Below are 20,661 nucleotides of genomic sequence, written 5' to 3'. Positions count from 1 at the left end.
ACATCAGCCGGTGGCAATCGGCTGAAAGGACAAGAAATGCGCAAAGCTCGCGAGCGGCGGCGATGACGCCGGAGACCCTGGCGACGCTGGTCGCCGACCTGACGCCCAGGAACTGGAGCGAGACGCGCCGACGCGCGGACGTGCTCGAGGCGTATCTCGCCATCGAGCGCCCGTCGGTCGAGGATGCCATGCGCGCCGGCGCCGCGATGGGCATCGGCCTCCAGCCGTTCTACCGGATCGCCACGCTATACAAGGCGAGCGGCAGCCCCCGCCACACGATCGAGACCAGGGGCGGCGGCGGCAGGCTCGACGACGCGCTCGACGGCATCGTCGCCGATGCCGTCCGCGCGGCAGGCCCGGGCGCCCCGCTCGCCGCGATCATCCGCCAGGTGGAATCGCTTTGCGCCGCCGCAGGCCTGGCGAACCCGTCGGCGAACGCGGTGAAGAGCCGGATCGCGAGGATGGACGCCGCCATGGCGCGGGCGCCCGACGTGGCCCGCGCGCTCAGGCGGAAGGGCGACCTGGTGCTGGATGCCGCCGGCGTCGACATCCTGCTGGACATGCCCGGCGGGCCGCAGCCGGCGGCGCTCGCCGTGGTCGTCTGCATCCCAACCGGCCGAATCCTGGCGCACCGCCTGGTCGCCGGCCGGCCAAGCGCCATCGACCTGGCCGATCTGATCGCGCCGGAACTCGGCGCTGCCGGAGGTCCCCGGCGCACGCTGCTCGTCACGAAGGACCTCGCCGACGTGCCCGGTGAACTCGTCGCGCAGCTGAGCGAGCACGGCATCGCCCTCGATCTCGCCGGATCGCGGCAGCTCGGCACCGGATCGGCGCTGCATGCGGTGTTCGGATCGCGCATCGGCAAGGTCAGCATCTCGCGATCGTGGCCGAACAGGCATCCGCCCGCGTTCGCGCCGACGCTGGTCGAGGACGCCGTGGCCGTCATCGACCTGCTCGTCGCGCGCCGCAACGCCTCGATCGCCCGATGACGTCAGGCCGGGACGGCCTGCGTCGCCGACCCCGAGCCGAAGCGCAGCCTCAGCGTGTCGAGCGCAGTGCGCAGCGCCGACCCGTCGTCGACCCCCGTGCGCGCGCGCGGATGCGCGCGGTCCAATAGGCCCGCATTCCATTCCCGGACCAGACGCCTCAAGGCGAACGGGTCCAGTCCGACGACGCCGCCGACAGCCACGGACCCCAGGACCGGGACCGACGCCGCCCCGCTCCCGTACTCCCCACGAAACTCGACGTCCGGACGCATCCTGCCCGCTTCGCGCTCCCATCGGCCGACCCATTCGGACATCGCCGGGGCGACCCGGACGGCGACACGCTCAACGCGGGCCGAAATCGGCACGCCGGCGGCAGCGAGATCGCCTATCCCCGCCACGGCGCTGGTCAGCGCCTGCTCCAGGCTGGCTTCCGGGTCGGCGTCGTTCGCGTTGCCGAACACGATCGACCAGTCCTCGTCGTAGACGATCGTCAGCCACTCGTCGCCCAGCAGTTCGGTCCGGCAGCGGAGCTGGACGACGGAAACCCGCCGCCCCACGGCCAGGAAGCGCGGCCGCCTGCCCCTGACGGCCTCGATCCGGCGCTGGACCGTGGTGGTCGGGATGGCGCCCCTGCCGGACCGGGCCATCCGGTCCTCGACCGCCGCGACGATGGCAGACGTCCGGGCGGCGGGGTCGGCCGCCAACATCCGCCTGATCACGTTCTCGGCAATGGCGGGCAGCCCGTCCCGGCTGGCGGACGGGCGCTGCTGGCGCCGCTGATACGGAGCCATGCCGGTGACGGGCCCGTGCTTCACCGCCCGCGTGCGCAGATTCAGGAAGCCGCCGGTGGACATCCCGACCGAGGCCGCGCAGTCCGCCGCCGCCGCCATCGTCCGCCCTGCGCGCTCGTATCCGTCTATGGCGCGGAGCCGGTCGAGCACGCGGACCCTGCGCTGAGGAGAGAGCGCTCCGAACGCCGCCATCTCGCGCTCCTCGTCGCCGCCGAACAAGTTGCGGCGGATCAGATCGCCCGGGTCGTCCTGAACATCCGCGTCCATCCCTGACCGCTACCACCCGGAATCCTAAAAATATACCCTACCAACCACAAAGATGGTTAAAGAGCTTGCGGCGGAGGTCGATTTCACCACATATCAGGTTGGTGAAAGGACGCCCTCCATGACGCAACACCTCAACCTGAACCCTGGCATGCCGCTAGAGATCGGCGGCGACCGCTGCCGCATCGCGATATGCGACGGCAGGCTGGTCGGCCGCCGCCGCGATGGCGGCGCCGACGTCGCGATCACCTACGGGACGATCGCGGGGGCAGTCGTCGATCCAACGTCCGGTCGCGACACCGCCCGGGGTGACGACTGATGTATTTCGAACCCCTCGCCCGCAGCTGGGACGTCGAGACCTTCGATCCGCGCACCGTTCCCGCCAGGGAGAAGGTCGGCGTGGACCTCGCACCGTTCCAGCCGGGACCGCTGAGCGATGCATACGAACTGTCGTCCCACCGGATCGGCGAAGGCATCGGTGCGTTCGCATCGCCCGCGAGTCCGATCGTCGCCACCGTCATGCTGGCCAAGGACGGCGGCAGCATCCGCACGTTCGCCGGCGCGAGAGGCAGCGAATGCGCCCAGATCCAGTCGTTCCGCGCCAAGCGCACGCTCCATTGCGAAGGCGAGGCTGCGGAGGCGTTCGTCACCCGGTGCGAGAGCGACCCCGAGGTGGCCTTCGTGGTGACCGAGACGCCGCGCGTGGTCGTCAACATCCCGGCCGACGGCCGCAAGTTCACCTACACGGCCGACGCGCTCGTCACGTTCCGCAGCGGCGTCCGCCGCGCGATCGAGATCAAGCGGAGCGAACGCGATCTGGCGAATCCCAAATACCGCCAGCATCTCGCGATCGCGTTCGAATGCTTCCGCCGAGAGGGCCTCGAGACCGAGGTGGTCATGCGCGACCAGATCTTCGCCAACCGCCATCACAGCAGGAACTGCGAGCTCGTCGCCATGCATCAGTTCGTCGAGCCGACGCTCAGGCACCTCGCCTGCATCGAGAGGCTCGCGAAGACGAACGGCACGATCGCATACGGATGCCTCGCCGCCTGCCTCGAACCCGACAGGCCGGTCTACGGCAAGGCCGTCATCCATGCCCTCGTCGTCCGCCACCGCGTGACCTTCGACCTTCGCGCGTGGCTGAACGACGACACCCCTGTGACCATCAGCAAGAGGACCTGAAGATGACCCACCGCAAGACACCCAAGGCGACGGTCCGGACGTCGACGCGCAAGCAGGAACGCCGCGCGCCGGAGGACGACAGCCGCCCAACCGTCACCTTCGCCATCGACTGCATCACCGGCGCCGTCGTCGGCCATCACGTCGGTCACGTCCGTTGAGCAGGCCCCGCAACGTATTCCCGCCGGGCGCGCTCGTGCTCATTCACGGCGTCGGCCACGTCTGGCAGGGCTACGCGGCGAACTTCCTCAACTTCCTCGATCCCAACCGGTCCGCGCCCTTCGTGATGAAGCGGCGGGACGGGACGGTCGGCATGCCGACCGACGACGACTTCGAGGATCTCCTCGAAGCCGAGGCGGTCGAGATCCTCCCCCCTGCCAGCACCGACAAGACCGATGCCGTTCGCAACGCGTCCGAGTGGTGCTACGACGACCTCAAGGATCTCGATCCCGTCGCGAAGGTCCGGCTCGCCGCATGCACGATGTGCGACGCGGCGGGCGTTCCGAACGGCGCCAAGGCCATCGACATCTTCCTGAGCGCCAAGTGGACCGCGAAGCACGAGGCCGACGTCGGCCCGCGCCCCAAGGGCGAGACCGTCCGCAAGTGGCGGCGCACCCGTGGACATGTACACTCCAGGCTTCCACGTCACATGGTGGCGATGCAGGGCCGCATGCGGCTCGCGCCCAACGTATCCGACGTCGCGGCGGAGGTGCGCGCCAAGCACGTCCTCCTCCACTTCGCCAAGGACATGCCCTACTATGCCGTCCACGACGGCTACGAAGCCGAAATGAACGCGATCAACGAGGGCCGAAGCGACCTCTACCCCAAACCCGACGTCCCCCATCCCGTCCAGTCCTACTGGACGATCTACCGCCACTGCATCAGGCTCAAGCAGCGCGCGACCGAGGCGGAAAGGATCGGCGAAGCGGCCGCCTACCAGGACTATGAGGGCGGCGGAAAGGCTCTCACCGCCCGCTTCGCGATGCAGAAGGTCATCATCGATCACACCGAGATGGACGTCTACTGCGTCGACCCCGAGCGCCGGATGGTGTTCGGCCGCCCTTGGCTCAGCCTTGCCGTCGACGTCGCCACGGGCGCGATCGTCGGCCACCTGATCTCCTTCCACGAGCCAAGCACCTGGACGATCAGCAAGCTGCTCCTCGAAGTGGCGAAGCCGAAGAAGCCCCCGGCCGATCTCGCGGAGCAGTTCCCGGCCTTGCGGTCGATGCGTGGCACGATCAGACTGGCCATCGTCGACAACGGCCCCGAACTCCGCAGCCTCTCCTTCGAGAGCGCGGCGAAGGGCATCGGGACGAGCATCCGCTGGGTCAAGAAGAACCATCCCCGCCACAAGGCGAAGGGCGAACGCAAGCTCGGCACCCTCAACCGCTACGTCTGCTGGAGGCTGCGCGGCCGCGCCATCCCGATCGCGGAGTCCCGCCGCCGCGACTACAACGGCGAGGCCGAGGCGTTCCACGTCATCGACGAGGTAGAGGCGGTCACCCGCCATGCCATCGCCCATCTGAACATCAGGCCCAACCGGCTCGAGGGCAAGCGTCCCCCCGCCCTGCTCTGGGAGGAGCTCGCTGGCCAGCATGGCCTTGTCAATCCGCCCAACCTGCGGGCGTTCTGCATCGAATCGATGCCCGTCATTCCAGCCGCCACCCTGACGAACAGCGGCATCGAACTCTGGGGAATGCGCTATCAAGGTGCGCGCGCCGTTCAGGAGCTACTCGGCGATCTCCTCCCGCTCGAAGGTCGGCGACGCCGCGCCGGCAAGCAGACGGCCACGGTGAAGGTTAAGTACGATCCGCTGAACATCGGATCGATCTGGGTCTGGAACGTCAAAACGCGCCAGTATGTCGAACTGCGTGCAAGCGATCCGGAATACTGCGAGGGCATGCCGCTCGCCGTCCACAAGCAGGTGCTGGCCCAGATGAAGGCGGATGGCGAGGCGTATATCGACCCCGCCACGCTGCGCGCGACGCGCAACCGTCTCGTCGAGTTCGTGAAGGCGCTCGACCCGAATGCCAGCGCCCGCGCGCGCGCCGCCGTCGCCAAGCTGTATGAGATTCCGCGCATCCGCGCGCTGACCGGGCCCATCGAGCACCTCGACACGAGCACCGCCGAGTCCGCAGCGATGGCCGACTTCATCCCCGCCCAGCTGCAGTCGCTCACCGCCCTGGACACCGAGATCCTCGCGCCACGCAAGCCGTGGGGCGGCCGCCCCCGACCCGCCGTCGACGACGACGACGACGACGCCCCCGCCCCCCGCCCGGTCGGTCGGTCGCGCCGGCGCCATCCCCAGTATGAATAGGAGTTCCCCGATGGAAGAATCCGCGCCGCGCGCGATCACCGGATCGCCCGAGCACAAGCCCTCCGCGCACAACGAGCGCGTGGCGGAGGCGATCGGTCGCTTCGACGGCATCCGCGTCCGCTACGAACGGCAGGACGCCGCGATCAGCGCCCTCGACCTGATCCGCCGGACCGGGCTGCACAATCCCGGGCAGCCGAAGCGCGGCGCCTACCTCGTGGCGCCCTTCGGCGCCGGCAAGACCGTGATGCTCGAGCTGCTGAGGGACTTCGTCGACGAAAGCTCCGGTCCAATGCCCGGACAGTGCCCCGTCCTGCTCGTCGAGATCGACACCGCCGGCACGACCGATTCGGTCCCCACGGCCATCCTGGCCAGCCTTGGAGAGCCGAAGGCGACGGCCGGCAGGGAGGGTGTCCGGTGGATCCGCGCGACCGAAGCGTTGCGCCGCCATGGTGTCCAGCTCCTGGTGTTCGACGAATTCAACCGCGCGGCGCGGCGCCACACGGTCGCAGGATCGATCGCCACAGCGATCCGCCAGCACGTGATGGACGCCGGCGTGTGTCCCGTGGCGTTCGTGGGGAGCGAGGACGCCCGGACCGCGCTCAAGATGGCACCCGGTCTCCGCCAGCGCCTCGGCGCACCGATCAAGATGGACCCCATCGACTGGGCCGACGAGGAGGTGGACCGCGCCATCTACCTCGAATTCCTCGATGCGCTCGATGCCGCGATCGTCGACGCCGACATCCTGCCGAACATCTCGGGCCTCGCTCGCCGCAGCACGGCGGAGAAGCTGTGGCTGGCCTCGCGCGGGTCGATCCGCGAACTGTGCTCGATCATCCGGGAGGCGCTCGTCGAGGCGGTCGGTCGCGGCAGCGACCGGATCGAGAGGGTCGACCTCGAATACGCGACCGATGGCTACGCGATCGAGAACCGCTTCATCTCGGTCAATCCGTTCGCCGCATGACGATCCATGCGCCTTGGCGCCTCCCACCGGGCCGAGACCCCCTGCCCGGCGAGCATCTCGACGGATACGTCGCCGAGCGTGTCGCCGGCGCCCATCTCGACCGCCTTCTGGACGTGACGTCGCTGGCCGGCGCGTCGGCACACTGCTTCCCCACGATGACGCTGCGGCGCAGCGACGAGGTCGCGGTCGTCGCAGACTGCCTCGGCGCGGATCCCCAGGACCTGGCCGGCCGCACGTATCCGCAGACCGATGCCCACCGGCGCCTCTTCTTCGGCGTGGAGGTCGACGCCAGATGGCTCGAGATACGCGCACGCCGCTTCTCGCCGACGGGCTACGCCACCTCTAGGCATCACCGCGCGATGTGGCAGCTCCGGATCCTCCCCTTCTGCGGCGAGACCTGGGAGATGCTGGCGGAGGCGTGCCCCCATCCGGACTGCCAGGCACGACAGCGCTGGACCCGCACGATGGGCGTGGACAGGTGCGACGAGTGCGCGCGCTCCCTGACGTCCCCACCGGCCCCGCTCGTGCCCGAACGCCATCGACCGAACCTCGCATCCATCTCCAGTCTCCTCCACTGGGATGCCGGACGGCGCGCGGCGGCAATGGCAACGCTGCCCGAGGAGGTCAGGGATCTGGGACCGGGAGGCGCCGTTGCGCTCGCTATCCGCATCGCCTGCGCCGCCTCGCCGGACATCAGGTCGTCCAAATCACCGTCGTGGACGAGCGACCCGGCTGCGTGGACGGCCGCACTCGCAGACGCGTGGCCCATGCTCTCCGACTGGCCAAACGGCTTCGAGCGCATGATCTCGGAACGCGTCGCCCGACGGGTCGGCCGATACGCCGATGGCAATCGCGGCGCGACGATGCGCTTCCTGCGCAGCGCGACGTCGACGGTGGAAAGGCCGGCGGTGAAGGCTCTCATCAGCCGCTTCAGGAACGACATCGACACCGACCTGGTCGACGCGCGCATCCACGAAAGGGGAATCGGCATCACCGAAGCAGCTCGCGCCATCGGTCGGCGCACCGGCGTGCTGGCCGACCTTCGCCGGGCCGGCGAAATACCCGCGCTGTTCGCGCTCTGGAACGGAAACCCGGTCCCGTTACTCTGCGCCGATGCCGTCCGCCGCACCGCCGACGCCACCGGTGACGGCGTTCCGATCGAGGAGGCCGCCAGCCGGCTGGGGATACCTCGGCGCGGCGTCGAGCAGCTGATCGCGTCGGGAACGCTCGAGCATCATCTCGATGCCATCATCGCCGTCACCCGACCCGAGGGTCTCGTCGGCGCGCGGTCGCTGGATGCGTTCATCGGCCGGCTGACCGCTCTGCCCAAATGCCACGCGGCCGACACCGTCACCGTGCCCGTCGGCCTGCTTGCGGCCGGCGGAAGACTGAAGCCGTGGGGACCGCTGCTCGAAGCAATGGCGATGGGCGAGATCGCCGCGACCGTCGCGGATACCGGTCGCGGCATCGCCGGCCGCCTGCGCATCCGCCGCCAGGATCTCCCTCAGATCGAGGGGCTGACCGAACCGCAGACGACGTTCGCATATTCTCCGAAGATGTCGAAGGTCGACGTCCGGCTCGAGCTGAACCTCTACTCGCGAAATGCCGCGATCGTTCTCGACCAGTGGCCGAATTCGGACGGCCACGTCGGTCAGGTGCCGGTCGCGGCGGTCGAAGAGACCGTGCGCCGCGCGATGCAGTTGACCGAATTGGCGCTTCGCACCGGCCTGTCGTCGATGGCCGCCCTGTCGGCCGCAGCGCGCGCGGGACTGCCGCGAAAAGGCACCGGCTTCGATCGCCCGGCTGCTGAGCTCTTCATCCAGCAAACCCAGCGAGCGAAGTGTGCTCGCCAACCGACACGAGCGGCTACGTAAATGGCGCGCAGCAAACTCCCTTCCGGCTCTGTTTCGATCCTCGACCAGCGGGCTGCGCGACGCGAACGGCGTTGCGTCAAATCGAGAGCCATTCGCCTGTGTCAGGACTGAAGGACACTGCTCGGACCGTGAGACCTGCCTTGGCCGCGAACGCTTTCGCCTCGTCAACGTCCTGTCCCGCGAACCTGACGTTGCCATCGCCATCAATGGCGGCGAACGCACGGAACCGCCTCGGTGCGAAAGGATCGAGCGAGGCGAAGGTCCGCCGGCTGACATCCCATCCCGCGAAGTGTGTGGCCGTCGAATCCGCCTCGCCGGTCCAACCGCGCGATATGACTCCGATCACGTTGCCCGCCGCATTGACGACCGGACCGCCGCTCATACCGCTCGGCCATTCGGCGGACACCCGGAAGCGCGGCCACGGCATGGTCGACTGCAGGTCGGCAGGAGTGACCTCGATCACCTTCCCCGCGCTCTCGTAGAGATACTGGGTCATCGGCCGGTCCTCGCCCTTGCCGTCCTTCGCTACGTCCAAACCTGCGAAGCCGTAGCCCGTGACGACGTCCCCCACTCCGGGCGGCTCCGACGTCAGCGCCACCGGCATATAGGGCATCGGCGTCCTGCGGTGCGATCGGCCGATGGTCAGGCATGCGATCTCCGTCAAGTTCTTGATCTCGGGCTTCTCGTGCAGCAGCGCCGGTTGGGTAGCGCCCGCCTCGGCATAGAAACCAGAGAGGGGGCGCCAAGCATCCTTCGGAACCGGAGGCGCGCCGTAGAGGATGCCTTCGATCTCGAGGGCCGCGAACCGCACGTCATCGCGTAAGATAACCTTGCCTTTGTAGAGCTTCAGCATCTCCTCGATTACGTGGAAGGCGGTCGCGCAGTTTCCCCACGGATCGATCCGGAATGCCGTTCCCAGACCGAATGGCCGGTCCGATGGCGAGTTAGGATCGAAGCGGAAGATGGGCATAATCATCGCCCGAAGACGCGGGTCTTGGTTCAGTTGAGGACGGCCTTCCGACATGATCCCAATCTCGTGGGTCGGGCCCGCTTTTTGAAGAAGGCGCGAACTGCACGATGCTGCGACATCGCGATGGGCGCAGCGCACTAGCGCGGGCGTCAGTCGGCACATCTCTCGATCTGGTCGCGGACGATTGACACGTTGGGCATATTGAGAACAAAAAAGGAACGAATCAACCTGCTGAGTCTTGTCGTCTAAATGGAAACTGCTGCCATCCTCGAAGGTCTGCGTGCTCGCATCGCGTGCATTGAGGGGACGGCCGTCACCCGCTGGAGGCTCCCATTTGGCATCGGCCCGATCGATGGCCGGATTCCCGGCGGCGGGATCACGATGGGCGCGCTGCACGAGATTTGCGGCGGCCCGGACATCGCGGACGACGCGAGTGCGACCATCTTCCTCGCCGGCATCTTAGCCCGCATCGACGGGCCGGTGCTGTGGTGCCTGCGCTGGCGCGACCTGTTCGCTCCCGCCCTCCATCTCGCCGGTCTTCATCCCGACCGCGTGATCCACGTCGAGGCCGGCAGCGACGCGAACGTCCTTCTCGCGATGGAGGAATGCCTGCGGCATGCCGGACTCGCCGGCGTCGTCGGCGAGATCGCAAAGTATTCCACCACCGCCTCTAAGCGGCTCCAGCTCGCCGCCGAGGCGTCCGGCGTCGCCGCCTTCGTGTTCCGCCGCTCGTCGAAACCCGAACAGGCGGTAGACGGGACGGCAGCCGTCACGCGCTGGCGGGTCACCGCCGAGCCGAGCGAGGACCTCGGCATCCCGAGCCTGGGCCGGCCGCGCTGGCGCGTCGCACTCGAACGCGCGCGCGGCGGCAATCCGCACGTCTGGATCGTGGAGGGGTGCGATGCGCAGGGGCGGATCGCGCTGCCAAGGCCATCAGAAGCGGACCTGGATAGGGAACGTCGACCAGCCGCAGCCTAACCTTCGCCGGCATGGCGGCCGGGGAGATCGAGCGAACCGATCATCCTACCACGAACAGAGGATAAAATTTCGTCGAAGGGGGTGATTGCCACCCTGAATCCGGCCGACGATCGTCGACCCGGAGAAGAAAGATGAGACAAGGAACTTCGAAGTTCGAAACAATTTCCAAGCACCGGCGCTCCGTTGCTGCAGCGACCGTGCTGCTCATTGCCGCCGGCATCGGCGCCTTCACCTATTCACAGATGCCGCCGTCCTACGCTCCGGTTCCAAAAACCTTCTCGAAGGGCCGCCATGGCTTCGAGTGCGCAGGATCTGTGGCGGAGGGCGGACCGACGTATTCCCGCGCCAACATCATCTCAAAGCTCCCGCCCGGCTTCGCCTTCGGCCTGTCGCCCGACGCGATGACCTCACGGATGAAGGCCATCGGCTCAGCGCCAATCGATAAGGGCGGGACACACTTCACCATACCAACTCGATATCCATGGCTGTCCGAGTTCAGCCGGTCCATCGGGCGCAAGCCGACCGAGTTGACCGTCCGCTACACCACTGCCTCGACCTGGTCGGGAAGACACGTCTTCCAGATCCTCATCTCGTTCGAGCAGCCGAGGATCGGCTTCTCCAACACGAGCTTGATGATTGCCCAGTTGGGTACCCCGACGTCAGCGGCGTATTCCAGGACGTGCGATCCCAGAATCGACGATGCGTCCTATGTATCCGCTAGGGAAGAGACGCCCCAATTCGGCTTGGTCGCCTCCGAATGCGCCCCGCCCTTCGGCGGTTGTCTCATGACGCGCTCGGTCGAGTCGTGCGCGCTGCGCCCCAAGGACCCCCGCCAGATCATCATGAACATCCGGAGCGGAAACCTCGAATTCTTCAGTCTCGATGTCGCCGGAGTGCCGGACGTCCAGGCGGAGTCCGGTCCGAACCCAGCGCATCGCCAATGCTTCGGCGCCGCCGACCCCTTCTCGCACTGACAGGTTCAAAACATGCCGAACTACTCGATCGACACTTCACTCAGCGGTAGCGAGCAGGGGCAGATCCAATCGCTGCTCACCAGCATCCTCAACCGCCCCGCGCTGGCCGCCGCGATAGGCCCGGCGGCAGACACCTTGATCTCGTTCACCGACGTGTCAGTCGCGGGAAAGTCGGGCGCCTACACCGCAGGATCCCACGTCACCGGCGACCCGAAATACGTGAAGGCGAGCGCAGGGCTCGCGCCCGCCTCGATCTACATCCGCCTCGATCCCAACGCGTCTGAGAACGTCATGTGGGGCACGGGCACCGTCGCGCCGCTCGGTATGGAGCGAGCGCTCTTTCACGAGATGATGCACGCGCGCTTCGACTTCCACGGCGATGGTCCGAACCCGGCCAACCCCCACCCAAGTCTGTGGCAGATTCAAGGGGGAGTCTTCGACCTCGAGGAAGAGCTCGCAGTCGCGGCGGAGAACCTGATCTACGTCCCTGCCGCAATGGGCATGCTGAACTCAAGCAACGTCCGCATTGGACATCAGTCCGACTATTCGGGCTCGCCCGGCACATCCGGCGCCCTGTTCTTCTCCGGGTTCGGACCGGCTCAAATGAGTGTCGACAACAACGTCACCGTGAGGTTCACGGCCTCAAACGGAACGGGCAGCGTCTCCAGGGAATACCACGCCCCGGGCTATTCCGTCGGCGGACAACAATATGTCCACTACATCCTCGACACGATCCATCTCAACAGCCCGCTGCTGAACGCTTCCGCGAACGGCGTCTATTCGGCCGGCGGCTCAGCCAGCCGCTTCATCGACAGCGTCATGCATTCGCCCGCTTTCACTTCGACGTCTTTGACGGGCACCGCGATAGCCGCCGCCCTGAGCTACACTCTGCGCGCACCCAACTTCGCCTCGGCGGCGGGAGCGGCGCAAAGCAGCGCCGTCGGACTGGGTGCCGACCACTACTTCGACTATCAGTCCGGACATCAACTCGACATCGCTGGCGTTATCGATTCGAACGGATCGCCTCCATCCACGATCTCGATCGACCGCAGCGGTGCCCTCGACGGCGAGATCATCTTCGGCGCCGCCTCTGCCACTGGATCGCATGACAAGCTCATCGGCGGTTCCGGCAACGACCTGATCATCTCGCACGCGTCCCACAACACTGGTCAGGACGAGCTCTACGGCGGCGACGGGGACGATCTCCTCATCGCTAGCGGGGCTGCGCAGTTCCACGGGGGCGCCGGCAACGACGTCATCATCGGCACCGACCAGGAGAACCTCTACGACGGCGGCGGCGACGCCGATCTCCTGCTGCTGTCGAACCTCGGGGCGGGCGTGATCGTCGACACGCGCAACGGCACGGTCACATCGGAGAACCACGTGTCGACCATGACCGGCATCGAGCAGGTCGCCGGCACCCCGTTCGACGACGTCTTCTGGGGCAATCCCGGCGTGATCTACGGCGGCGGCGGAGCCGACACCTTCCACCTGTCCGACCTCATCGGCGTGCACGGCGGACCCGGCAGCCAAGTCATCTTCGACCTCGCCGCCGGCGGCGTGTCGGTCCAGCTCAACGGCAACGCCGACATCGAAATCGCGAGCCTCGTCGGGAGTTCGGGCAACGACACCATCGACGCCAGATCGCAGGGCATGCCCCATGCCACCCAGACGGTCGATGGCGCCGGCGGCGACGACACCATCCTCGTCGGCAGCAACGTCGTCGTGCATGGCGGCGACGGGAACGACACGTTCCGCCTGACCGAGAGCGGCCCCTACGTCCTGTTCGGCGACGCCGGCGAGGACACGCTCGACTTCGGCCCCAGCGGCGCGACGACCGTCTCCGTCCACCTCGTCGACCACACGTTCACGTCGGACATCGGGTCGGGCGTCGCCGATGGGTTCGAGCACTACTCCAACCCCTACGGCAAATTAGACATCACCGGCACGGCCGCCGACGAGATCATCGAGGGCAACCACAAGCTGGATGCACTGCTCGGCTCGCCGAGCTCGTTCGCCGGCGGATCGGTGTCCGGAGGCGGCGGCAACGACCTGATCAAGGGCTACGGCTTCTTCAACTTCGACACCTTCGATGGCGGAGAGGGCGACGACGTCATCTACGACTTCGGCAACGGCATCCTGATCGGGGGCACCGGAAACGACCAGCTCTACGGGCTGCGGCAGAACACCCTCATCGGCGGCGATGGCGACGACTACCTCTCCGGGGTCGCCGACAACTGCGTGTTCTCCGGCGGCTCCGGCCACAACGAGATGCACGGCGCCGGCGTGTTCGACATCGCCGAATACGCGTCGCTAGATTCGCTGCTCATCTCGGGCGACGCATCGCATGCGTTCATCTACGGCCCCGGCCTCTCCGACGAGCTGTTCGGCATCGAATATCTGCGGTTCGCCGACACCGGCCGGCTCTACGACATGGGCACGCACATGCTGCTTTAGGATCCCGCCAGCCATATCCCCCGAACCGCGAAACGCGCGGCCGCTTGACCTCGACCCGAAATAGAACAAACTAGGAACAGGCCATCCATGATCCGAGTGCCAGCCCACGCCCATGCCCCGCCGCGTCGTCTCCATCTTCCTGCCGACGTGGCAGACCGACCGGCTCCGGCGGAAGGATACCGCCCGTGAGCTTGCGGCCGACACGCCGCTGGCCACGGTCGTCCCCGACCACGGCCGCCGCGTCATCGCTGCGGCGGACGGCGCAGCCCGCGCGGTAGGGGTCGCGGCAGGCATGACGCTGACGAAGGCGCGGACGTTCGCTCCCGAGCTGCAGGTGGTCGATGCAGAGCCGGATGCCGACGCGGACGGCCTGCGCCGCCTCGCACTGTGGGCCGGCACCCGATATTCGCCACTGGTCGCGCCCGATCCGCCGAACGGCCTCTGGCTGGACGTGAAGGGATGCGAAGGCCTGTTCTCGACCGAGCGCGCGCTGCTGAAGGACCTCCACCGCCGCACCGCCGCCTTCGGCCTCACGGTCCAGATCGCCGTCGCCGACACCGCCGGCTGCGCGCACGCGGTCGCGCGTCACGTCCCCGCCGGGCGGCCCGTGACGGTCGAGCCCGGCGACGTGCGCAAGGCAATCGCGCTCCTGCCCATAGCGGCGCTGCGGCTCGAGGCGACGACGGTGGATGGCCTGCGCAAGCTCGGGTTCGAGCGCATCGAGCAGCTAATCGGCACGCCGCGCGCGCCGCTCGCCAAGCGGTTCGGCCTCGGCCTCCACCGCCGGCTCGACCAAGCGCTCGGCAACCTGCCCGAGCCGATCGAGCCGGTCTTCCCGGAGCACACGCCGCGCGCGCGGCGTGGTTTCATGGAGCCGATCGCGACGCCCGAGGCGTTCGGCCGCGTCATCGGCGACCTCGCCGCCGACGTCGTCGACCAGCTGGTCCGCATCGGCAAGGGCGCGCGGCGCCTCGACTGCCTGTTCCACCGCGTCGACGGGCACGTCCAGGCGGTCCGGGTCGGCATGGCCACGCCGACGCGCGACGCCGCGCACATGGCGAAGCTGCTGCGCGCGAAGATCGAGATCGTCGAACCCGGCCTCGGCATCGAGGCGATGACGCTTGTCGTGCCGCTCGCCGAGGCGATGGGCTCGTCCCAGCGGGACGGGCTGGAGACCGGCATGGGGCGCGGCCCCGACCTCGCCGCGCTCGTCGACGCGCTGTCCAACCGCTTCGGGCACCGCAGCCTACACCGCACGGCCCCGCGCGCGGGCACGATGCCCGAGCGATCGATCGACGCGCCCGCCGCGCTCGACGCCGCGCGTGCCGTCGCCTGGGACGACGATCTTCCCCGCCCGGCGCGCATGCTCGCCCGGCCCGAGCCGGTCGAGGTGATCGCGCTCCTCCCGGACGACGCGCCGCGCCTCTTCGTCTGGCGCGGCAGGCGGTTCCCGGTCGCGCGCGGCGACGGTCCCGAACGGCTGCACGGGGAATGGTGGCGGGACGGCGGGGTCGAGGGTGAGCGGCCATATACGGTGCGCGACTACTACCAGGTCGAGACGGCGACGGGCGGGCGATACTGGCTGTTCCGGCTCGGCGACGGGGTGAACCCGTCGACCGGTCCGATGCGCTGGTTCATCCACGGGGCATTCGCATAGGCGCTGGCCAACACGGCGGATCGCACACATTCAAAACGGAAATGGCATCTCCGCTCCGACCCTAATGGCATACTCGGCAAACTGATCCGGGGTGCACCGCGTGATCGAGTTCGCTTCGTAGTCCACGACCACGTAGATCAGGTCGGATGTTGAAGGGAGGCCCGAAGAACCTTGCGCCACGACCACTGCGTGCATCAGGCCACCGTAGAATTGCATGAGAACCGCAGCGTGCCCGACCTGCCCAGCGCTAGCCGGCTCGATCAAAACCACCAGAAGATGGTGGCGCGGCAGCCTTGGGAACTTGTCGGTCAACTGCTTGGCCTGATCAACCGGCAACATTCTCACACGTCCCGAACCAGTTCGGGCAAATTCTCTGGCCTGATCGAACGCCGGCGCCCTGACGGCCTCCGCTCCGAAAAGATGGGCGCACAAATTGATCCCGATCTTCGTAAGAACGCGGTCATACGCGTCCTCATCCATCGTCTGTCGAAAATGAATGCCCGGGGTTTCGGTAGCCGTGGCCGTTGCGTCCGCCGGCACGGCGAGAACCTCGTGGTTGGCGCGGACGAACGAAAGCAGGACAGCTGCATCCGCCAAGCTATCGGCACGGCAGACCATCGGCCCTTTCGACCGTCGGAATACGCGAGGCGTCAAGATACCGACGATCTCGGTTGCCGGAAGCTCCAGCGGCTCGAGCCAGATGGCATCGGCTGGCGCCTTGTTATGGCCCGCAGCTACGCCGACCACGTAACTTCTGCCATTCCAGGTCAGCGGCGTCAGATCGAAGCGGACCTCGACGCCGTCACGAAACTTTTCGCAGATCGTCAAAGTGTCGGGTAACGAGCGCAGCTCATCGACCAGCGCGTTCATCGTCGCGACATCGCTGCCGGCCACGGTGATATTGTTCGGCGGGACGACGATCACCTGGGGATGGACGGTGGATTGTCCGCCGCTCCCGAGCTGCTGTTCTAGGAGCAGGCCCGAACCGGTGTCGTCGAAATAGCTGACGGGTGCTTGGATCGTTGGCGCGACCGTCTTGCCACCGCGATCCCGCGATCGTGATTGGTAGAACAGCCGAGCGATAGCGAGAGGCGACGAGCGCATGACCTTCGTTTCGAGCGGCGAGAACACCTTCGTGTTGCATACCGCACAGACGACGTCCTTCAGCAGCCAATCCCTGTCATCGCCCCCCAGTCCGGCCGGTATGACGTGCTCGTCGGAGAACGGTCCGGCTGATTGGCAGTAGATACAGGTCACGTCGTCGGCCACTGGGCATGGATTTGCGAGCGGGCGGTCGGAATCGAACCGACTTGGCGGAGTTTGGAGCTCCGTGCCCAGCCAATGGACCACGCCCAGCTACCTTGTCGCACATCGACGTTTCGGTCTGCAATAATTGAATCGGGTCGCCGTTGACCGGCCGAACAATTGGAACATAATGGGAACATGATTCGTGCACCCACTGTCTGCGGACCTATCTGAACCAATTGCCAGGATCCGCGCCCATGGCCCAATACGTCGAGCTTCAGGTAACCACGCACTTCAGCTTCCTGCGCGGTGCGTCCAGCCCGGAGGAGCTGTTCGCCGCCGCCGCGCTGCTCGGCCTGCCTGCGCTCGGCGTCGTCGACCGGGGATCGGTCGCGGGGATGGTCCGGGCCTGGGACGGTGAGAAGACGACCGGCGTGCGCGCGATCGTCGGCACACGCCTCGACCTCAGCGATGGCACGACGCTGTGCGTCTATCCCACCGACCGCGCCGCCTATGGCCGGATGTGCCGCCTGCTCAGCGCCGGCAAGACTCGCGGCGGCAAGGGCGCATGCACGCTCGGCTGGTCCGACGTGGAGGAGTGGAACGAGGGCCTGCTCGCGATGCTAGTGCCGGACCGCGCCGACGCCGTGGCGGAGGAGCAGCTGGCCCGCACGAACCGCATCTTCGGCGACCGAGCCTACATGGCGCTGACCGTGCGCCGCCGACCGCGAGACGCCGTCCGGTTGCGCGATCTCGCCAGCATGGCGGCGTCGGCGCGGGTTCCGACCGTCGCCACGAACGACGTGCTCTACCACTCGCCGGACCGCCGGCTGCTGCAGGACATCGTCACGTGCATCCGCGAGAAGTGCACCGTCGACGAGCTCGGCGACCGGCGCGAGCGCTTCGCCGACCGGCACCTCAAGACCGCCGAGGAGATGGAGCGGCTGTTCCGCCGCTACCTCAAGGACGCCTCGCCGGTCGCGCGCAGCGTCGAGATGGCGGCGCGCTGCACCTTCAGCCTCGCCGAGCTGAAGTATCAGTATCCCGACGAGATCAACGTGCCGGGCCGCACGCCGCAGCAGGAGCTCGAGCGGCTGACCTGGGAGAAGGCGCCAGTCCGATACCCTGAAGGGATCGAAGGCAAGGTGCGCGAGCAGCTTGAGCACGAGCTGCGCCTGATCGGCGAGCTCGACTACGCCCCCTACTTCCTCACCGTCCACTCCATCGTCGCCGAGGCGCGGCGGCGCGGCATCCTCTGCCAAGGGCGCGGGTCGGCGGCGAACAGCGCGGTCTGCTATGTCCTCGGCGTCACCTCGATCGACCCCGTCCGCTCCGAACTGCTGTTCGAGCGGTTCGTCAGCGCCGAGCGGCGCGAGCCGCCCGACATCGACGTCGACTTCGAGCACGAGCGCCGGGAGGAGGTGATCCAGTGGATCTACGAGACCTACGGCCGCACGCGCTCCGCGCTCACCGCCGTCGTCACCCGATACCGCGCGCGCGGCGCGGTGCGCGAGGTCGGAAAGGCGCTTGGCCTTAGCGAAGACATGACCGCCGGCCTCGCCTCGTCGGTCTGGAGCTTCAGCCGCGACGGCGTCGAGGAAAAGCACGCGGCCGAACTCAACATGGATCTCGGCGACAGGCGTCTCGCGCTCACGCTCGAGCTCGCGCGCCAGCTGATCAACACGCCGCGCCACCTGTCGCAGCACCCCGGTGGCTTCGTCCTGACGCGCGACCGGCTCGACGAGCTGGTCCCGATCGAGCCCGCCGCCATGGACGACCGGCAGGTGATCGAGTGGGACAAGGACGACATCGACGCATTGGGCTTCATGAAGGTCGACGTCCTCGCCCTCGGGATGCTCAGCTGCATGAGGCGCGCCTTCGAGTTCCTCGAGCACGACAAGGGCGTCGCGATGGACCTCTCCACCATCCCGGCCGAGGACCCCGCGACCTACGCGATGATCCGCAAGGCCGACACGCTCGGCGTCTTCCAGATTGAGAGCCGCGCCCAGATGGCGTCGATCCCGCTGATGGCCCCCAGGACATTCTACGACCTCGTCATCCAGGTCGCGATCGTCCGGCCGGGACCGATCCAGGGCGACATGGTCCATCCCTACCGACGGCGGCGCGCCGGGCTGGAGGAGATCACCTATCCCACCGACGAGCTGCGGCGCGTCTTGGAAAAGACGCTCGGCGTCCCGCTCTTCCAGGAGCAGGCGATGCGCGTCGCGATCGAGTGCGCCGGCTTCACCGCGTCCGAGGCCGACCTGCTCCGCCGCGCCATGGCGACGTTCAAGCTCACCGGCGGCGTCAGCCACTTCAAGGACAAGCTGATCGACGGCATGATCGGGCGCGGATACGAGCGCGCCTTCGCCGAGAAGACTTTCAGCCAGATCGAGGGGTTCGGCTCCTACGGCTTCCCCGAGAGCCACGCCGCCAGCTTCGCGCTGATCGCCTACGCCTCGTCGTGGATGAAGTGCCATCATCCCGACGCCTTCTGCGCGGCGCTGCTCAACGCCCAGCCGATGGGCTTCTACGCCCCCGCCCAGATCGTCCGCGACGCGCGCCGGCACGGGGTCGAGGTGCGGCCCGTCGACGTCAATTCCAGCCGCTGGGACTGCACGCTCGAGCAGAGCAACGGCCGCTACAAGGCAGTGCGGCTCGGCCTGCGCATGGTCCGCGACCTCTCCAACGACGACGGTGCCGCGATCGCCACCGCGCGCGGCGGCGAGCCCTATTCGTCCGTCGAGGAGGTCCAGCGCCGCGCGGGCGTCGGGCGCGGCGCGCTCGACCGCATTGGCGATGCCGACGGGTTCGGGTCGATCGGCGCGAGCCGCCGCTCCGGCCTGTGGGAGGTGAAGGGGCTCGGTGACGCGCCGCTGCCGCTGTTCGCCGCCGCAGAAGAGCGCGACGGGAAGCTGCTGCGGGAGGCGGTCGAACCCGAGGTCGATCTCGCCGCGATGGGAGAAGGCGCCGAGGTCGTCGAGGACTACCGCGCGTCGGGCCTCTCGCTGCGCGCCCACCCCCTCGCCTTCCTGCGCGACGAGCTGAAGGCGCGTCGCATGATCACCTGCGCCGAGCTGCAGAACGTCAAAGACGGGCGATACGTCGAGCTCGCAGGCATCGTGCTGGTCCGGCAGAAGCCGGGGTCGGCGAAGGGCGTCATGTTCATCACGCTCGAGGACGAGACCGACGTCGCCAACCTCGTCGTCTGGACCAAGATTTTCGAGGCCAATCGCCGCACTGTCCTCGGCGCCTCGATGATGGGCGTGCGCGGCCAAGTCCAGCGCGAGGGCGACGTCATCCACGTCATCGCCCGCTGCCTCGACGACATGTCGCGGCTGCTCGCCAGCGTCAGCGGCCGAGCTGACGTCGCCGACGTCTACCGCGTCAGCCGCGCCGACGTCGTGAAGCACGGCATGGCGCCCGACCCTCGCGACCCCGCTGAGCGTCCGCTCGGCAAGGGACCCCGCGACATCTACATTCCTGATCTGCGGCTCGGCTCTGGCATCATTCCCGGCGAGCCTGTCGAGGGCATCAAGGTGAGGACGCGCGACTTCCGCTGACCATGACGTCGGGCGATCAAATACCAAGGTCGGAAAGCACCACCTCGAACGCATCGGGATTGTCCGATGCTTGTTGACCATCGCGATCGCATCGGGTAATTCCGATGCATGAACGCCGATTCCGCCCTGACCGCCCTCTCCGCGCTGTCACATCCCGTGAGGCTGGATGCCTTCCGCCTTCTTGTCCGCCACGAACCCGATGGTCTCTCGACCGGCGAGCTCGTCGCCGAAAGCGGGCTGACGCAGAGCACCTTCTCCACCCATCTGGCCGTGCTCGCAAAGGCTGGTCTCGTGGCGTCGGAGAAACGCGGACGTCAGCAGATTCAGCGTGCGAACATCGACACGCTCCGCGCGCTGATGACGTTCCTCGCCAAGGACTGCTGCCAAGGACGGGCAGAACTATGCGAGCCGCTTCTCGCCGAACTCGCCTGCTGCTGAGGGACCG

The 20,661-nt window shown here is 67.6% G+C and carries 16 protein-coding genes and 1 tRNA gene; 13 read left to right on the top strand and 4 right to left on the bottom strand.

Going from position 1 to position 20,661, the window contains the following annotated elements:
* Window positions 1–62 precede the first annotated feature (62 nt).
* The gene (locus J0J06_RS03770; RefSeq protein ID WP_294040013.1) at window positions 63–989 is read left to right on the top strand and encodes a hypothetical protein; all 927 of its coding nucleotides are present in this window, start codon (window positions 63–65) and stop codon (window positions 987–989) included.
* 2 nt (window positions 990–991) lie between these two features.
* Here J0J06_RS03770 and J0J06_RS03765 read toward each other — a convergent pair whose 3' ends face one another.
* On the bottom strand, window positions 992–2,044 hold the full coding sequence (locus J0J06_RS03765) for a hypothetical protein (protein WP_294040012.1): 1,053 nt from the start codon (window positions 2,042–2,044) through the stop codon (window positions 992–994).
* A 118-nt stretch (window positions 2,045–2,162) separates the two neighbouring features.
* Between J0J06_RS03765 and J0J06_RS03760 the strand changes: the two genes are divergently transcribed.
* From J0J06_RS03760 to J0J06_RS03735, 6 genes are read left to right on the top strand one after another with little or no spacing between them, the layout of a single operon-like run.
* Complete coding sequence (locus J0J06_RS03760) at window positions 2,163–2,360, top strand: hypothetical protein (RefSeq protein WP_294040011.1); 198 nt, start codon at window positions 2,163–2,165, stop codon at window positions 2,358–2,360.
* The gene (locus J0J06_RS03755; protein ID WP_294040010.1) at window positions 2,360–3,223 is read left to right on the top strand and encodes a hypothetical protein; all 864 of its coding nucleotides are present in this window, start codon (window positions 2,360–2,362) and stop codon (window positions 3,221–3,223) included. Before J0J06_RS03760 ends, J0J06_RS03755 begins: the two co-directional genes overlap by 1 nt.
* A 2-nt stretch (window positions 3,224–3,225) precedes the next feature.
* Window positions 3,226–3,381 (top strand): hypothetical protein, encoded by a 156-nt coding sequence (locus J0J06_RS03750; protein WP_294040009.1) that lies wholly within the window; start codon window positions 3,226–3,228, stop codon window positions 3,379–3,381.
* A gap of 35 nt (window positions 3,382–3,416) precedes the next feature.
* A complete protein-coding gene (locus tag J0J06_RS03745) occupies window positions 3,417–5,537 on the top strand; it encodes a Mu transposase C-terminal domain-containing protein (RefSeq protein ID WP_294040008.1) in 2,121 nt (706 codons plus the stop codon).
* Window positions 5,538–5,547: 10 nt separating this feature from the next.
* Window positions 5,548–6,498, top strand: coding sequence for a TniB family NTP-binding protein (locus tag J0J06_RS03740; RefSeq protein ID WP_294040007.1), 951 nt, complete (start codon window positions 5,548–5,550; stop codon window positions 6,496–6,498).
* A complete protein-coding gene (locus J0J06_RS03735; protein WP_294040006.1) occupies window positions 6,495–8,372 on the top strand; it encodes a hypothetical protein in 1,878 nt (625 codons plus the stop codon). Before J0J06_RS03740 ends, J0J06_RS03735 begins: the two co-directional genes overlap by 4 nt.
* A 76-nt stretch (window positions 8,373–8,448) precedes the next feature.
* Here the strand turns inward: J0J06_RS03735 and J0J06_RS03730 are convergent, their stop codons facing one another.
* Window positions 8,449–9,396, bottom strand: a complete 948-nt coding sequence (locus J0J06_RS03730) for a trypsin-like peptidase domain-containing protein (protein WP_294040005.1) — start codon at window positions 9,394–9,396, stop codon at window positions 8,449–8,451.
* A 195-nt stretch (window positions 9,397–9,591) separates the two neighbouring features.
* Between J0J06_RS03730 and J0J06_RS03725 the strand changes: the two genes are divergently transcribed.
* The 4 genes from J0J06_RS03725 to J0J06_RS03710 all read left to right on the top strand — a co-directional run bounded on the left by J0J06_RS03725 (window position 9,592) and on the right by J0J06_RS03710 (window position 15,408).
* Entirely contained in the window at window positions 9,592–10,320 is a 729-nt protein-coding gene (locus tag J0J06_RS03725; RefSeq protein ID WP_294040004.1) for a damage-inducible mutagenesis protein, read from the top strand.
* Between the two features lie 131 nt (window positions 10,321–10,451).
* Window positions 10,452–11,294 (top strand): hypothetical protein, encoded by an 843-nt coding sequence (locus J0J06_RS03720; RefSeq protein ID WP_294040003.1) that lies wholly within the window; start codon window positions 10,452–10,454, stop codon window positions 11,292–11,294.
* A gap of 12 nt (window positions 11,295–11,306) precedes the next feature.
* The gene (locus J0J06_RS03715; RefSeq protein ID WP_294040002.1) at window positions 11,307–13,751 is read left to right on the top strand and encodes a calcium-binding protein; all 2,445 of its coding nucleotides are present in this window, start codon (window positions 11,307–11,309) and stop codon (window positions 13,749–13,751) included.
* A 112-nt stretch (window positions 13,752–13,863) separates the two neighbouring features.
* Window positions 13,864–15,408: a DUF6504 family protein gene (locus tag J0J06_RS03710; protein ID WP_294040001.1), complete on the top strand. Its 1,545-nt coding sequence runs from the start codon at window positions 13,864–13,866 to the stop codon at window positions 15,406–15,408.
* Window positions 15,409–15,438: 30 nt separating this feature from the next.
* On the opposite strand, the gene J0J06_RS03705 is transcribed toward J0J06_RS03710, so the two are convergent.
* Together J0J06_RS03705 and J0J06_RS03700 are read right to left on the bottom strand one after the other, a co-directional pair.
* A complete protein-coding gene (locus J0J06_RS03705) occupies window positions 15,439–16,677 on the bottom strand; it encodes a hypothetical protein (protein WP_294040000.1) in 1,239 nt (412 codons plus the stop codon).
* A gap of 16 nt (window positions 16,678–16,693) precedes the next feature.
* Window positions 16,694–16,765: transfer RNA gene (locus J0J06_RS03700), tRNA-Trp, on the bottom strand.
* Window positions 16,766–16,910: 145 nt separating this feature from the next.
* Between J0J06_RS03700 and J0J06_RS03695 the strand changes: the two genes are divergently transcribed.
* Window positions 16,911–20,216, top strand: a complete 3,306-nt coding sequence (locus tag J0J06_RS03695) for an error-prone DNA polymerase (protein WP_294039999.1) — start codon at window positions 16,911–16,913, stop codon at window positions 20,214–20,216.
* A 108-nt stretch (window positions 20,217–20,324) separates the two neighbouring features.
* Window positions 20,325–20,654, top strand: coding sequence for a metalloregulator ArsR/SmtB family transcription factor (locus J0J06_RS03690; RefSeq protein ID WP_294039998.1), 330 nt, complete (start codon window positions 20,325–20,327; stop codon window positions 20,652–20,654).
* The last annotated feature ends 7 nt before the right edge of the window (window positions 20,655–20,661 follow it).

Origin of the sequence: Sphingomonas sp. (assembly GCF_017304615.1) — a bacterium.
In the GTDB taxonomy this organism is placed as follows: domain Bacteria; phylum Pseudomonadota; class Alphaproteobacteria; order Sphingomonadales; family Sphingomonadaceae; genus Sphingomonas.
The sequence above is the reverse complement of the archived record's forward strand: the minus strand, read 5'-3'. Positions and strand labels throughout refer to the sequence as shown.